The organism is Xanthomonas nasturtii (assembly GCF_023337365.3).
GTDB classification, from domain to species: domain Bacteria; phylum Pseudomonadota; class Gammaproteobacteria; order Xanthomonadales; family Xanthomonadaceae; genus Xanthomonas; species Xanthomonas nasturtii.
The window spans coordinates 4,452,371-4,467,155 of record NZ_CP142084.2 but is presented as its reverse complement, the minus strand read 5'-3'; the positions used below and the strand labels follow the sequence as shown (position 1 = coordinate 4,467,155).

Annotated in this window: 10 protein-coding genes; 5 read left to right on the top strand and 5 right to left on the bottom strand. The window is 65.4% G+C overall.

From position 1 onward, the window contains the following. Window positions 1-129: 129 nt before the first annotated feature. The 4 genes from M3O59_RS19625 to M3O59_RS19610 all read right to left on the bottom strand — a co-directional run bounded on the left by M3O59_RS19625 (window position 130) and on the right by M3O59_RS19610 (window position 6,622). Window positions 130-1,695 (bottom strand): tryptophan halogenase family protein, encoded by a 1,566-nt coding sequence (locus tag M3O59_RS19625; protein ID WP_116904829.1) that lies wholly within the window; start codon window positions 1,693-1,695, stop codon window positions 130-132. 10 nt (window positions 1,696-1,705) lie between these two features. Continuing rightward, window positions 1,706-2,719 carry a cupin-like domain-containing protein gene (locus M3O59_RS19620; RefSeq protein WP_116904830.1) on the bottom strand — a complete coding sequence of 338 codons (1,014 nt, stop codon included), beginning with the start codon at window positions 2,717-2,719 and terminating at the stop codon, window positions 1,706-1,708. Further along, window positions 2,709-3,410, bottom strand: coding sequence for a SapC family protein (locus M3O59_RS19615; protein ID WP_181920407.1), 702 nt, complete (start codon window positions 3,408-3,410; stop codon window positions 2,709-2,711). The genes M3O59_RS19620 and M3O59_RS19615 overlap by 11 nt, the downstream gene beginning before the upstream one ends. 197 nt (window positions 3,411-3,607) lie before the next feature. After that, window positions 3,608-6,622 carry a TonB-dependent receptor gene (locus tag M3O59_RS19610; RefSeq protein ID WP_116904875.1) on the bottom strand — a complete coding sequence of 1,005 codons (3,015 nt, stop codon included), beginning with the start codon at window positions 6,620-6,622 and terminating at the stop codon, window positions 3,608-3,610. Window positions 6,623-7,083: 461 nt separating this feature from the next. Here M3O59_RS19610 and M3O59_RS19605 point away from each other — a divergent pair, with 461 nt between their 5' ends. The 3 genes from M3O59_RS19605 (at window position 7,084) to M3O59_RS19595 (ending at window position 12,621) form a co-directional block, all read left to right on the top strand. Further along, entirely contained in the window at window positions 7,084-7,773 is a 690-nt protein-coding gene (locus M3O59_RS19605; RefSeq protein ID WP_116904831.1) for a glutathione binding-like protein, read from the top strand. A 520-nt stretch (window positions 7,774-8,293) separates the two neighbouring features. Further along, window positions 8,294-10,531 carry a S9 family peptidase gene (locus M3O59_RS19600; protein ID WP_181920408.1) on the top strand — a complete coding sequence of 746 codons (2,238 nt, stop codon included), beginning with the start codon at window positions 8,294-8,296 and terminating at the stop codon, window positions 10,529-10,531. Window positions 10,532-10,830: 299 nt separating this feature from the next. Next, entirely contained in the window at window positions 10,831-12,621 is a 1,791-nt protein-coding gene (locus M3O59_RS19595; protein ID WP_181920409.1) for a DUF885 domain-containing protein, read from the top strand. Window positions 12,622-12,748: 127 nt separating this feature from the next. Here the strand turns inward: M3O59_RS19595 and M3O59_RS19590 are convergent, their stop codons facing one another. Next, window positions 12,749-13,204 (bottom strand): hypothetical protein, encoded by a 456-nt coding sequence (locus M3O59_RS19590; protein ID WP_116904834.1) that lies wholly within the window; start codon window positions 13,202-13,204, stop codon window positions 12,749-12,751. Window positions 13,205-13,453: 249 nt separating this feature from the next. On the opposite strand from M3O59_RS19590, the gene M3O59_RS19585 reads away from it, so the two are divergent. Further along, window positions 13,454-13,690: a hypothetical protein gene (locus M3O59_RS19585; RefSeq protein WP_249054432.1), complete on the top strand. Its 237-nt coding sequence runs from the start codon at window positions 13,454-13,456 to the stop codon at window positions 13,688-13,690. Between the two features lie 92 nt (window positions 13,691-13,782). Beyond that, complete coding sequence (gene hemB, locus M3O59_RS19580; protein WP_064629038.1) at window positions 13,783-14,772, top strand: porphobilinogen synthase; 990 nt, start codon at window positions 13,783-13,785, stop codon at window positions 14,770-14,772. Window positions 14,773-14,785 lie beyond the last annotated feature (13 nt).

Genomic DNA, 14,785 nt, shown 5'->3' with positions numbered 1-14,785 from the left:
TACCCCGAGTGCGAAAGATAACGTTGCTGCGGCGAGCGCCGGCCATTGTTCCCGCAATGGACGGCAATGCCGCAATCTAGCATTGCCGGGGCGGTCTAAGCCAAGGGTTGCGCGGCGAACCGGCGAAATTCATCCCGCCGGGGTCGCCACGGCTGCGGCGGCCGGCACGCGTGCCGCCGGTTCGGGCGGCGGCGGGGCGGGGCAGTAATGGCGCAGGAAGTCCGCGTGCGCGGGCAGCCGCCCCAGTGCCGTTTCCACCCGGGTGCGGATGTTGTCCAGGAAATGACGAAGCTCGGCATCGCCCATCAGGTCGGCGACCGGGTGGTGCTGCTGCGGCACGATGCCCTGGCCCAGCATCACCTGCACCCACGAGTTCTCCGCGAACAGCTCGTTGGCCTGGTGGAACACGCGCCCGCTCTGACGGAACAGCTCCACCCGGTGACCCAGCGACTCGGGGATGTCCATTGCCGCGCAGTCGCGCCAGAACGGCGTGTCGCGGCGATCGGTGGCGTGGTAATGCAGGATCACGAAATCGCGGATATGGGTGATCTCCTCGGCCGCCTGGCGGTTGTACTCGGCGATGTCCACCGCGTTGATGACCTGCGGAAAGGTCTGCAGCAGGCGGATGATGCCGCGTTGGATCAGGTGGATGTTGGTCGATTCCAGCGGCTCCAGGAACCCGCTCGCCAGGCCCAGCGCCACGCAGTTCTTTTCCCACACCCGGTGGCGCTGGTTGGGGGTGAAGCGCAGCGGCCGCGGCTCGGTGAGCGCGCGCCCGGTGAGGTTGCGTTCCAGCACCGCGCGGGCGCTGTCCTGGTCCATGTAGCGGCTGGAATACACGATGCCGTTGCCCACCCGGTGCTGCAGCGGAATGCGCCACATCCAGCCGGCCTGGTCGGCGCGCGAGCGGGTGTAGGTCACCGGTGGGCCCACCGATTCGGTCTGCACCGCCAGCGCGCTGTCGGCGAACAACCAGCGCGACCAATCGTCGCTGCCGACGCTCAGCGTCTTGCCGATCAGCAGGCCGGCAAAGCCGGTGCAATCCAGGAACAGGTCGCCTTCCACCCGCGTGCCGTCCTGCAGCGTCAGCGCGGTCAGAAAACCGCTTTCTGCATCGGTTTCCACCTGGCCGATGCGGCCTTCGATGCGCTGCACGCCGAAGCCTTCGCTGAAGCGGCGCAGGAAGCGCGCGTACAGCCCCGCATCCAGGTGATAGGCGTAATTCATGCCGCCATTGGGCAGGTGCGCAAAGCGGCCTTCCTGCGCGGCGCGCAGTTCCAGGCAGTAGTCGCCGAAGTCGCGCGCCACGCCGCGCTGCTGCCCCTTCAACCAGAAGTGCTGGAACCCGGCACTCCAGTGATCGGTACCGGCATGGCCGAAGGAGTGGATATAGTGCCGGTCCACATCGCGCCAGTGTTCGAAGGCGATGCCGAGCTTGATGGTGGCCTGGGTGGCGGCCATGAAGGCGGCCTCGTCGATCTCCAGCAACCGGTGGAAGGTGACCAGGCTGGGGATGGTGGCTTCGCCCACCCCCACCGTGCCGATCTCGTCCGATTCCACCAGGGTGATCTGCAGGTGCCGGCCCAGCAGCTTGGACATCGCAGCGGCCGCCATCCAGCCGGCGGTGCCGCCACCGGCGATGACGACGCGGCGCACCGGGCGCTGTTGCGGGTCCAAAGGCGTGGTGTCGGGCATGTCGAAATCCTCAGCGATTCAAACGTTGCAGCAGCCGCGCGCGCAGGCTGCGCGCGCGGGTCTCGTCCATCGGCGCCAGCACGCCGCGCGCCGCCTCGGGGATGTGCGCTGCGGTCTGCGCGTCGGCATCGAACACGTAATGGTCGAACACGTCCTGCCAGATCGCGCGTTGTTCGGCTGGCAGGTCGCGGAGGGTGAGAAGCGCCAGCATCAGCGCGTTCATCGGCGAATCCATGTAGGCCGGGCTCTGCCGCCACCAGAAGTTCACCAGTACGTTGAAGCTTTCCAACGCCTCGACGTGATGCCACCACATGCTGGGGATGAACAACGCATCGCCTGGTTCCAGCTCGGCGACACATGCGTGTTCCAGCGCCTGTGCGTAACGCGGAAAGCGCTGCAAATCTGGCGCGGCGATATCCACCAGGCTGACCGGCTGCCCGGCTGGGGTGAGATCCAGCGGGCCGATATACAGATTGCCCAGTTGTTCTGGCGGAAACAGCGTAAAGCGGCGGCGACCGGCGACCACGCAGGCCAGGTTGTCCGGCAGGTCCTGATGCGCGGCGATGCGGGTGCGGTTGCCGATCCAGATGCTGGCCAGCGGCTCGGCCTGCGGCAGCGCGATGGGATTGGCGGCGCGCAGGCCGGGCAGGTAGGTGTCCAGGGTGGTGGAGCCGACATAGATCGCCGGCGGCTGCGCGTTGTGCAGGTCGCGCAACAAGGTGTCCAGCACCACGGCCAGCGGCACGCGCTCGGGGCGGAAATTGAAGCCGCTCATGTCCGCGTTGTAGAAGAAGCGCCCGCCGATGTCCGGCGGGCCGACCTGCGCCACCACGGCCTGGCCGCGATCGAAACCGCGTAAGTACGTTGCCGCTGCCTGCGCAGATGACGCACCGGCCTGCGCCAGTGGCCAGTCGCGCACCAGCCCGCGCAGCAGCAGCGGCGTGGTGGAGCGAAGGATGGCCGGATCCAGCTGGCGTGCGTCCAGACCGTGGCGCTCTTCGATGGCGCGCGGCTCAGCCGGCATGACGGCGATTCATGCGTTCGAGCAGATGACGGAATTGCGCGATCGAGGCCACCGCCATGTACAGCGGTTCCAGATCGCCATGCCGGTGCAGTGCAAGCAGCGCGTCGTCGTCGAGCGCACGCAGGCGTTCTTCGTGCACGGCATAGAGCCCGACCAGGCGGCATTCCAGACCGTTGTTCAAGCTGGCTTCGAACGTGAACGGTTCGAGCAGGTCGTAACGCAGCAGGCGTTCGACAAACGCCTCACTCGCGGCCAGCCCATCGTGCAGCGTGCGCAGCACCTGGCTGATGTGGTCGAGAAAGTCGGTAGTGCCGCCGTGTTCGCGAAACAGCAACTCGCCATCGCTGCTGCTGATGCGTGGGCTGTCCAGATCCACGTGCACCATCGGCCCGTCGGGTTGTTCGCCGATCAGAAACGGTTGGCGTTGGATCGCCAGCGGCACATACGGCGCATCCCAGCGCGTGCCATCCAGAAACAGGTTTTCGCCCAGGCGTAGTCCCAGCAGGGCAAGCGGTTGAAACCGCCCGCTGTCGCTGCGATGGAACACGATGGGGTATTGCGCCTGCAGCTGGCGGAATTCCTGCGGAAAGGTCACAGCCGACATCACGTCGTCGCCGTAGGCGCCGCCGTGCGCGGTGATCACGCGCAGCTCGCGATGATCCAGATTGTTCAACAACACGGCATTGGTCATGGGGAGTGGTACAGCACGCGGGGCGCGTGGCCCATGCTTCAACGAATCGCCATTGCACGGCAAGCCCCGCACGCACCTACGTGCCGGGCCGGATGCAATCGCCGTGTACGTCCCCCGGCAGCCTAGTAGCCTGGCTGCCGGGGGACGCATGGAGTCACTGCAGCGATGCCATCAAACCTGCATCGCCACGGCGTGCATCACCAGAACTTGTAGCGCACGCCCAACATGTAGCGCGGGCCGGTCTGGGTGGCGTAGACGATCTGGTTCTTCTGCCGGCCATGCTGGCGCTGCACCTCGTCGGTGAGGTTGATCGCCTCCAGGCTCAGCGACAGCTTCTCGGTCCACTGGTAGCCGATGCTCAGATCCAGCTGACCATAGGCTTCGGTATAGACCGGGTTGGGCTGGCTGCCGCCGTCGAAACGCGCAGCCAGGAACTCGTCGCGCCAGTTGTAGGCCGCACGCACCTGCCACTTGTCCTTGTCGTAGAAGCCAACGAAGTTGGCCGAATCGCTCAGACCTTCCAGCGCGAACTGCTCGCCGATCACCGCATTGTTGTAGGTCAGCCCGGAGTCGACCATGGTGTAGTTGGCCGACACGCCGAAGCCGCTGGCGCCGAACATGTGCTGCAGATTGAATTCCCAACCGTCCAGCGAGGCCGAGCGCTGGTTGGCCGGCGCGGTGATGGCGAAGTTGGCCACCGGGTCGCCCGGCTGCCCGCTGATCACGCCGGTGGCATTGCCGTTGGCATCGTCCGCGCCACGCACCACGCCAGGCGCACCGCCGCGGTTGCGGAAGATGTAGTTGCGGATACAGGTCAGATCGGCCGAGGCGCAGCCGTTGCCCAGCGCTTCGTTCCAGTACGTGCCGCCAATCGGGGTATTCAAGCCCAGCGAGGTATCGTCGCGCGTGGTCACGCCGATGTAGTTGTCGATGTTCTTGCGGAAGAAGCCCACCGAAGCGTAGCTGGCATCGCTGTAGTACCACTCCAGCGACAGGTCGATATTGTGCGACAGCAGCGGCTTCAGGCCGGGGTTGCCTTCCTGGCCGGTGCCGCCCTCCAGGCGCGCGATCTGGTTGAGCGTCTGCCCGCCCTGGATGTCGCCCCAGCCCGGACGGCCGATGGTTTCGCCGTAGCTGCCGCGCAGTACCAGGTCTTCGGTGAGCTTGAAGCTCAGGTCCAGGCTGGGCAGCCAGTACTCGTACTTGCCGCTGCCGCCGGCAAACGCCGAGTCGGCCAGGCGGATCGGCAACTCGTTGTTGGCAACCCAATCGATGCCGACTGCCACCGGCACCAGCGCCTGCGCGTCCACCTTGGTTTCTTCGTAACGCACGCCGGCGGCCAGGCTGATCGGCACGCGCAGATCGTCCCAGCTGTTGTTCCACTGCAGATAGGCGTTCTTGGACTTTTCGGTCACGCGGCGGTCGGTATTGAACACCGGCGAGGTGCGGTACAGCGCCTCGTCGCCGGCTGCTTGCGCGGCGGCCTGGCGCGCGCGCTCGAAGTCGAACAGGAACAACTGATTGAACTGCGCCGGATTGCCGCTGCCGTCGATCGCATCGAAGTATTGCGCGAACGCGCTCGGAATCCACAAGTCGTCCGGATAATCGGCCGCGGTGCCGTTGCCACCCCAGGTGTCGCGCTGCACGTTGGAGAACGCCGAGCGGTTCTTGACCTCGGTGCTGCCGATGCCGAATTTCAGCTGCGAATAATTTTCGAAGGTAAAGTCGCCGTTGACCTGGGCCTGGTCGATTTCCGACTTCATGTAGCTGTTGCGGAATGCCGAGCCGGTGACCAGCGTGCGCGACGGATCCAGCCCGTTCAGCCCGAAGCCCAGCTGCTGCTGCAATATCGGGAAATCCTTGCTGAAATCCACCACCGAGGTGCCGCGGTAGAACCCGGACACGCCCAGCGAATTGCTCGAGCCGTACGGGCTGTCCGCGCCTGATTCGGCAGTGGAGCGGTGGATGTCGAAGTTGAGCTTGAACTGATCGTTCACCGCCCAATCCACGTTGAAGCCCAGCGACTTGTTCTGGTTGCGCGTGGCCGCGTTGGAGCCGGCGGTGGCCAGATCGCTGGTGGCCGGGTTGACGAATTCCGAGTAGGTGATCGGACCGGCCACCGGGCCGTTGGTCCAGGCGCTGGCCGACGGGCCGTAATTGAACCACACCGACATTTCGTTGCGCTGCTGCTGGATCTTGTTTTCCGAGTACGTGTAATCCAGCGTGGTGGTGATGTTGTCCAGCGGCTTGTACTGCAGCACCAGCTGCCCGTTGGTGCGCTGGCGTTCGACCCCAACTACGCGGTAGTTGATGTTCTGCGGCACCGAATAGATATCGTTCGGGCCAGGACGGTTGACGATGTTTTCCGAGCCAGGCGCACCTGGCTGCGGGATGGTGCCGTAGGCGGTGGAATCGCCACGGAACGAACGCCAGCCGTTGGGCACGCCGACCTGGCTGTAGCCGAAGTCGCGTTCCTGGTAGCTGCCGCTCAGCGACACGCCGAAGCGCCCATCGGCCGAGGTGTTGCTGAAGATGCCGGAGATTTCCGGGGTCAGCGCATCGCCTTGCAAACGTCCGGGCAGATTCTCGTTGGACGGATCGTGCACGCCCTTCAGACCCACATTGGCATGCATGCCGGGGTTGTCCAGCGGCCGGGCGGTCTTGATGTTGATGGTGGCACCGATGCCGCCGGTGGGCGTGCTGGCGCGGCTGGTCTTGAACACCTCGATGCCGGAGATCGACTCGGACGCCAGGTTGGCGAAGTCGAACGCACGCGAGTTGGAGGCGTTGGATTCTTCGATGCTGGCGCCGGGCATCTGCCGGCCGTTCAACAGCACCAGGTTGAAGTCCGGGCCGACGCCGCGCACGGTGACGCGCGAGCCTTCGCCCAGCGAACGGTCGATCGACACACCGCTGATGCGCTGCAGCGACTCGGCCAGGTTGGTGTCGGGGAACTTGCCGATGTCCTCGGCCACGATGCCGTCGACGATGCCTTGCGCATCGCGCTTGACGTTCATTGACGAGGTGAGGCTGCCACGGATACCGCTGACCTGGACGGTATCGAGGGTGGCGGGGTCGGCCTGGCTGGAGCCCGGGACAGTGGATGCCGATTGCGGCGCCGGCGCTGTCTGCGCGGCCAGCGGCGTCGACAATGCGAACAGCAGGGCAGACGTCAGGCGCCGCGTGCGCGGCAGGGTGCGTGTCTCTCTCACGGTGATTGCTTCCCCAAACAAAAGATAAGGCCGGCCCCGAGCGGGACAGGCAAAGGTCGATGGAACAATCGAGCATTTGTTAGTGCGGCCTTAACGAAGTCAATTTGCACTGCAGCATCGGCCGCGAGCCAATCGCGTCACACATCGTTCCAGCAGGGGCATCGCCCGGTGCACGCGCGGACGACAGCGGGGGTCGTAACATCGGGCGTCGATGGCATAGGTCAGGCGTCGGGATCGTCGTTCGAGATTGGCCGACGCCTGTAGTACTCCTGATGTGTGTTCCGTCCCGAATTAGCCTCACTGCGACCGCCAGGGCGGCCGCGCGGGCATCGGCGCATACAGCCGGCGTGCAGATTGTCCTGGCGACAGCGCGGTTGCCGATCGCTGACGCACGCCGGTGCACGCGGATGGAACTGCGGCGCCCTCACAGCCGCGCATCACCCTTACCTACCGGAGCACCCATGATCGACCTGTACTACTGGCCCACCCCCAACGGCCACAAAGTCACCTTGTTCCTGGAAGAAGCCGGGCTGGACTACACCATCAAGCCGGTCGACATCGGCAAGGGCGAGCAGTTCGCCCCGGCGTTCCTGCAGATTTCGCCCAACAACAAGATGCCGGCCATCGTCGACCATGCACCCGCCGACGGTGGCGGCGCACAGAGCGTGTTCGAATCCGGCGCGATCCTGTTGTACCTGGCGGAAAAAACCAGCCGCTTCCTGCCGCGCGATGCACGCGGGCGCATCGCCGCGCTGGAATGGCTGTTCTGGCAGATGGGCGGGCTGGGTCCGATGAGTGGCCAGATGGGCCACTTCACCGTCTACGCACCGGAAAAGATTCCTTACGCGATCGAGCGCTACAACATTGAGGTGCGCCGTCTGCATGGCGTGCTCGACAAGCGCCTGGCCGAGCATGCCTTCCTGGCCGGCGGCGACTACAGCATTGCCGACATGGCCAGCTACCCGTGGATCGAAGTGTATGGCGACCTCAAGCCGGACTTCGCCGCGTTCCCGCACCTGAAGCGCTGGCACGACGCCATCGCCGCACGCCCGGCCACCCAGCGCGCCTACGCGCTGAAAGAGCAGGTCAACCCCAACGCCGGCAAGCCGCTCAGCGAGGAAGAACGCAAGCACCTGTTCGGTAAGCGCTGAGGCGTCGTGCTGAGGCAGAGAGCTGAGGCGCAGGGCTGCTGGGGTTGAGCGCCGCGGGGGTTGCCTTGGATAGGAGATGTCCTGGATTGGATCGCCGCGCGCAGTAGTGCGGTCAGACACGGCACTACACAGCGGTACCAATCGCAGGGCCGGGCTGCGCCCGACCCTCATCCGGCGCTACGCGCCACCTTCTCCCGGCGGGAGAAGGAAGCTAAGCCACTTTTTCTCCCGCTGGGAGAAGCAAGCCAGAGCCCCTCTCCCTGCGGGAGAGGGGTTGGGGTGAGGGTACGGATCTCGCATCACATCCGAAGCCACCATCACCCGAGCCACATCAAACCCGCGGTGGCCTCCATCCGCAGCGCGCCAACTTAGTCGGCACACTCGCTGGCCCGTGCGCGACATCCCTAATACAACCTAGCATCACGCCTACGGTCTCCCAATCGCCCCACCCAAGACCGCCACACTTCTCAAACATCGCACGCCCCCGCATCCTGTGCGCTGTCTTCAGACAGGATCTTCAATGCGCGCCCTGTTCGCCGCCCTTGCCCTCATGCTCAGCACCGTGCCCATGGCCCACGCCGAAAAACTCACCCTGGAGGCCATCACCGGCCCATTGCCGCTCGCCGGCCCCACGCTGATGAAGCCCAAGGTGGCCCCGGACGGCTCGCGCGTGACCTTCCTGCGCGGCAAGGATAGCGATCGCAATCAACTGGATCTGTGGGAATACGACATCGCCAGCGGCCAGACCCGCCTGCTGGTCGATTCGAAGGTCGTGCTGCCCGGTACCGAAGTGCTGAGCGATGTCGAAAAGGCGCGCCGCGAGCGCCAACGCATCGCCGCGCTCACCGGCATCGTCGATTACCAATGGGCGCCGGACGCACATGCACTGTTGTTCCCGCTCGGTGGCGAGCTGTATCTGTACGACCTGCGCAAGACCGGCGCGGCAGCGGTCCGCAAGCTCACCCACGGCGAAGGCTTCGCCACCGACGCCAAGCTCTCGCCCAAGGGCGGCTTCGTCAGCTTCGTGCGCGAACGCAATCTGTGGGTGATCGACCTGGCCAGCGGCAAGCCGCTGCAGCTCACCCACGACGGCAGCGAGACCATCGGCAATGGCGTGGCCGAATTCGTCGCCGACGAAGAAATGGATCGCCACACCGGCTACTGGTGGTCGCCGGACGATTCGGCCATTGCCTTCGCGCGTATCGACGAAGCGCAGGTGCCGGTGCAAAAGCGCCCGGAAGTGTATGCAGACCACACCGAGGTGATCAGCCAGCGCTATCCGCAGGCCGGCCAGCCGAATGTGGCGGTGCAATTGGGCGTGATCGCGCCGCGCGCCAAGGCGGCTCCGCGCTGGATCGACCTGGGCAAGAATCCGGATATCTACCTGGCACGCGTGGACTGGCGCGATCCGCAGCGGCTGACCTTCCAGCGCCAGTCGCGCGACCAGAAAACCCTTGAGCTGATCGAAACGACGCTGGCCAGCGGCGCGCAGCGCACGCTCATCACCGAAACCTCGCCCACCTGGGTGCCGCTGACCAACGACCTGCGTTTCCTCAAGGACGGCCGCTTTCTCTGGAACTCCGAACGCAGCGGGTACGAGCACCTCTACCTTGCCTCCGACGACGGTCGCACGCTGACGCCGCTGACCTCCGGCGACTGGGTGGTGGATGCACTGCTGGCCGTCGATGAGCAAGCCGGCACGGTGTATTTCGCCGCCAGCAAAGAGTCGCCGACCCAGACCCAGATCTACGCGGTACCCCTGGCCGGCGGCGCGATCGAAAAACGCTCCAAGACCCGCGGCACGCACGCGGCCAGTTTTGCAAACAACGCCAGCGTGTATGTCGACAGCTGGTCCAACACCACCACGCCGCCGCAGATCGAACTGTTCCGCGCAAATGGCGAAAAAATCGCCACGCTGTTGAAAAACGACCTGGCCGACCCGCAGCATCCATACGCCAAGTACCGCGACGCGCAGCGCCCGATCGAATTCGGCACGCTCAGCGCCGCCGACGGCAAGACGCCCTTACAGTACCGCCTGACCAAGCCAGACCATTTCGATCCGGCCAAGCGCTACCCGGTCATCGTCTATGTCTACGGCGGCCCCGCCGCGCAGACCGTGCTCGATGCCTGGCCCAGCCGCGGCGATGCGCTGTTCGATCAATACCTGGCCCAACGCGGTTACGTGGTGTTTTCGCTGGATAACCGCGGCACCCCACGGCGCGGGCGCGACTTCGGTGGCGCGTTGTACGGCAAGCAGGGCACCGTCGAGGTGGAGGACCAGTTGCAAGGCGTGGCCTGGCTCAAGCGCCAGCCGTGGGTGGATGCCAGGCGGATCGGCGTGCAGGGTTGGTCCAACGGCGGCTACATGACCTTGATGCTGCTGGCCAAGCACAGCGACGCGTATGCCTGCGGCGTGGCCGGCGCGCCGGTCACCGACTGGGGCTTGTACGACACCCATTACACCGAGCGCTACATGGACCTGCCGGCCGGAAACACGGCAGGTTATCGCGACGCACGCATCGCCACCCATCTGGACGGCCTGCGCGCCAGGCTGCTGCTGATCCACGGCATGGCCGACGACAACGTGTTGTTCACCAATTCGACTGCGCTGATGAGCGAGTTGCAGCGACGCGGCACTGCGTTCGAGCTGATGACCTATCCCGGTGCAAAACATGGTTTTTCAGGCGCCACTGCACTGCATCGTTACAAGACCGCCGAAGCGTTTTTGCAGCGCTGTCTGATGCCGGTGCACGACTAGGCGCGGCGCACGAAACGTAGCGAGCGATTGTCAGCTCGACATGCGCGGCGTCCAGGAACCGGAGCGTCCGCGCGTTGCGCACCGATTCCGCGCGAAGGCAGAGCGCAGGTGCATGCCACGTGCAGGCATGGCCATTGGGCCTATCAACCACGGACGTTCGCCGGCACTCGAGACGAGCCGGTCGATGTGTTGCCAGCCGCAGCATCGCTACCGTAGCCCTGCCTGCCATGACCAAAGGCAGATTGCCGCGGTTGCTGCAGATGGGTAGGGTCGCGCTACTCAACTTGCGGATCCGCCTCATGAAGCCACTCGTTCTCGCCGTTGCGCTGGCGCTCGGTTCCTCGTTGCCATTGCAGGCACAGACCAGCAAGGCAGCGCCGACCCAGCCCGCCAGCCCGGCCTGGGTACAGACCAGCAACGGCTACGCGCAGATCCTGCTCAACGCGCAGGCACCGTTCCAGCCCGAATACGCCAGTTTCTTCGGCGTGCCGGGCTATGACGATCAAGTCATCGATCTGGGCCCGGACAATGCCGCACGCTATCGCGATGCGATGCGCAAGGCGCGCGCTGCATTGCAGGCAAAGCTGGCCACCGAGCGCGATGCCAACGTGCGCCAGGATCTGCAGATCATGATCGGTGCGGCCGAGCAGAACATCGAAGGCAGCGAGCTCAACGAGCGTTATTTGCTGCCGTGGAACGACGCCCCGGAGTTGGTCTTCAGTGGCCTCAATGGCTTGTTGTCCGACCAGACCGTGCCCGAGCGCCGCGCCAAGGCGCTGGACCGCCTCAAGCGTTACGTCGGCCTGGTGCCGGGCAGCACGCCCACCACTACACTGGCGCGCCAGCGCTACGAAGAACAGCTGGGCAACACCGCACTGTTGCAGCCCACCCAGCGCGAAGTGGAGCAGGCGCTGGCCAATGTGGACACCTACGTCGCCGGCATCGGCGAATTGTTCGCCAAGTACAAGATCGCCGGCGCCGACGAAGCGCTCAAGGCCATGTCAACCCAGCTCAAGGACTACGCCAACTGGACTCGCACCAACGTGCTGCCCAAGGCGCGCAAGGACACCCGCTTGCCGGAACCGCTGTATGCGTATCAACTCAAGCAGGTGGGCATCGATATCGCCCCGCAGCAGCTGATCCAGCGCGCGCAACTGGAGTTCATGGAGACCCGCTCGGCCATGCGTCAGCTGGCCCCGCTGGTGGCCAAGGCCAAGGGGGTGCAGGGCAGCGATTACGTGCAGGTGATCCGTGCGCTCAAGGGCAACACCATCGCCGACGACCAGCTGGAAACCCACTACCGCGGCGTGATCGATCAGATCGACCCGATCATTCGCCAGCAGCGCATCGTCGATGTGCCCAACCGCCCGATGCAGATGCGCCTGGGCAGCGCCGCCGAAAGCGCCGCGCAACCGGCGCCGCATTTCCTCCCCGCACCGCTGATCGGCAACACCGGCCAGCAGGGCCAGTTCGTGCTGCCGCTGGGCAACCCGACCGCCGATGGCGCCAAGAAAGAGCAATACGACGACTTCAACTTCGGCTCGGCGGCCTGGACGCTCAGCGCCCATGAAGGCCGCCCCGGCCACGAACTGCAGTTCACCGCCATGGTCGAACGCGGCGTCTCGCTGGCGCGCAGCCTGTTCGCGTTCAACTCGGTCAACGTCGAAGGCTGGGCGCTGTATGCCGAAGCCGAAATGGTGCCGTACGAACCGCTCGACGGCCAGCTGATCGCCCTGCAGTTCCGCCTGCTGCGCGCCGCCCGCGCCATGCTCGACCCGATGCTCAACCTAGGCCTGATCGACCGCGAACGCGCACGCCAGGTACTGGAAGACGACGTCGGCCTCTCGCCAGCGATGACCCGCCAGGAACTGGACCGCTACACCGTCCGCGCGCCTGGCCAGGCCGGCAGCTACTTTTACGGCTACACCCGCATCCTCGAGTTACGCATGCGCACCGAATTGGCACTAGGCAAGAAGTTTGATCGCCTGGCCTTCAACAACTTCCTGCTCGACCAGGGCCTGCTGCCGCCGGACCAGCTGGCCAAGGCGGTAGAGACGCAGTTCGTTCCGGCGCAGCAAGGCAGGCGCTAAGCAGTTCGATGCAGCGTAAAAAGGTGCTGTGTGAAAAACGTAGGGCGCGATGGAGCTGGAATCAGCCACTCATCGCGCCCTGTTGCACCGCTGCCTTCGCAAACGCTCTCCAATCCTGTAGACCGCCTCAGCGCGTTGGAGGCGGCATCTCGGGTGCAACGCGCCGCTGCGCCCCCGCCGGCACCCAGATCGCCATCCCGGCCGCGCGCTTCTGCGTGGTCGGGATGCCGATGCCCAGGCCACCACCGACGCGTCCGCCGTAGCTGCCGCCGCCCACCGACAAGCCGCCGCCGGAGCGTTCCGAGCCTACGCCGACGATGACCACGCCGTTTGCGCCGAGCTTGGCGGCTTCGCGCTTGAGGCGTTGCACGGCGGCATCGGTCTGGCCCTGGGTGCCGAAGCCGGCGGCGCTGGTGGATTCGAGCTGGGCGATCTCCACCGAGCCGACCGGGGCGTTGGCATACACCTGCACCTGCGCCGGGTCGATCGGCGCGCGCGCCTGGCCCAGCATGACCTTGGAACTGCTGGCGCAGCCGGCCAGCAGCAATGCCAGCGTGGCGCCGATGACGATGTGCTTGTTCATGATGGTGCCCCCTGTTGAACGACAGTGACCGCGATAATCCGTTGCCCGAACTGAAGAGTGGCTAACAAGACGGCGCGAGCAGTCGTGTTGTTGGCCGTTCTGAAGTCCACCGGACGTTGGCGCACCGTAGCCATGCCGATGTGAGGCTGCCGCCAAGCCGCCATTGGTCATGATGACCACTCGCCCACGGCGTGAAGACGGGTGCGCCGGTAAGCTCGTGCTTTCTTCAAGGCGAGGTGGCACGTGGGATTGATCAGTCTGTTATGGGGCATCGTGGCGCTGCTGTGGATGGTGCTGGCCTTCATCCCGCTGCTGGGCTGGGGCAACTGGTTCCTGATTCCGTTCGCAGCGGTGGGCGCGCTGATCGCCGCGATCGCGCTGTTGTTTACCTCGGCCGGCAACCGCGGCCGCGCCAAGACCGGCCTGCTGCTCAACGGCCTGGTGATCGTGGTCGGGGTGATCCGCCTGAGCCTGGGGGCGGGGTGATCTAGCCGTTGCAGCGCTGCGACGCTGCGTCACAGCGCGTCCTGCGCGGGATGGCGGGCGTAAACTGATGCGCTGTCTCCAGGAGCCTTGTCATGGCCCACCCGCACTATCGCCCCCGCCGCATGCGCCACGATGTGTTTTCGCGTCGGCTGATGCGCGAAAACACGCTGACCACCGATGACCTGATCTGGCCGGTGTTCGTCCACGAGTTGCCCGGCCGCGCGCCGATTGCCTCGATGCCGGGGGTGGAGCGGCTGTCGCTGGACGAGTTGCTGCGTGAGGCAGAAAACGCGCTGGAACTGGGCATCCCGGTGATCGATCTGTTCCCGGTCATCGACCCGGCCGGCAAGAGCCTGGATGCGGCCGAAGCCTGGAACCCGGACGGTCTGGCGCAGCGCGCGGTGCGGGCGCTCAAGTCGCGCTTCCCGGAGCTGGGCGTCATGACCGACGTGGCGCTGGACCCGTACACCACCCACGGCCAGGACGGCATTATCGATGACAAGGGCTATGTGCTCAACGAGATCACCGTCGAGGCGCTGGTCAAACAATCGCTGTCGCATGCGCAGGCCGGTGTGGACATCATTTCACCCTCGGACATGATGGATGGCCGCATCGGTGCGATCCGCCGCGCGCTCGATGCCGAGAACCATCTCAACGTGCGCATCATGGCGTATTCGGCCAAGTACGCCTCGGCGTTCTATGGCCCGTTCCGCGATGCGGTGGGCAGCGCGGGCAATCTGGGCAAGGCCGACAAGACCACCTATCAGATGGATCCGGCCAACGGCGACGAGGCGTTGCGCGAGATCGCGCTGGATCTGGAAGAGGGCGCGGACATGGTGATGGTCAAGCCGGGCATGCCGTACCTGGACGTGGTGCGCCGGGTGAAGGACGAATTCCGCGTGCCGACCTTCGCGTATCAGGTCAGTGGCGAGTACGCGATGTTGAAGGCCGCCAGCGCCAACGGCTGGCTGGACGAGCGCAGCTGCGTGCTCGAAGCGTTGATGGCGTTCAAGCGTGCCGGCGCCGATGGCGTGCTGACCTATTTCGCGCCGCAGGTGGCGCGCTGGTTGCGCGAAGGTTGAGTGCGTCTGTCGG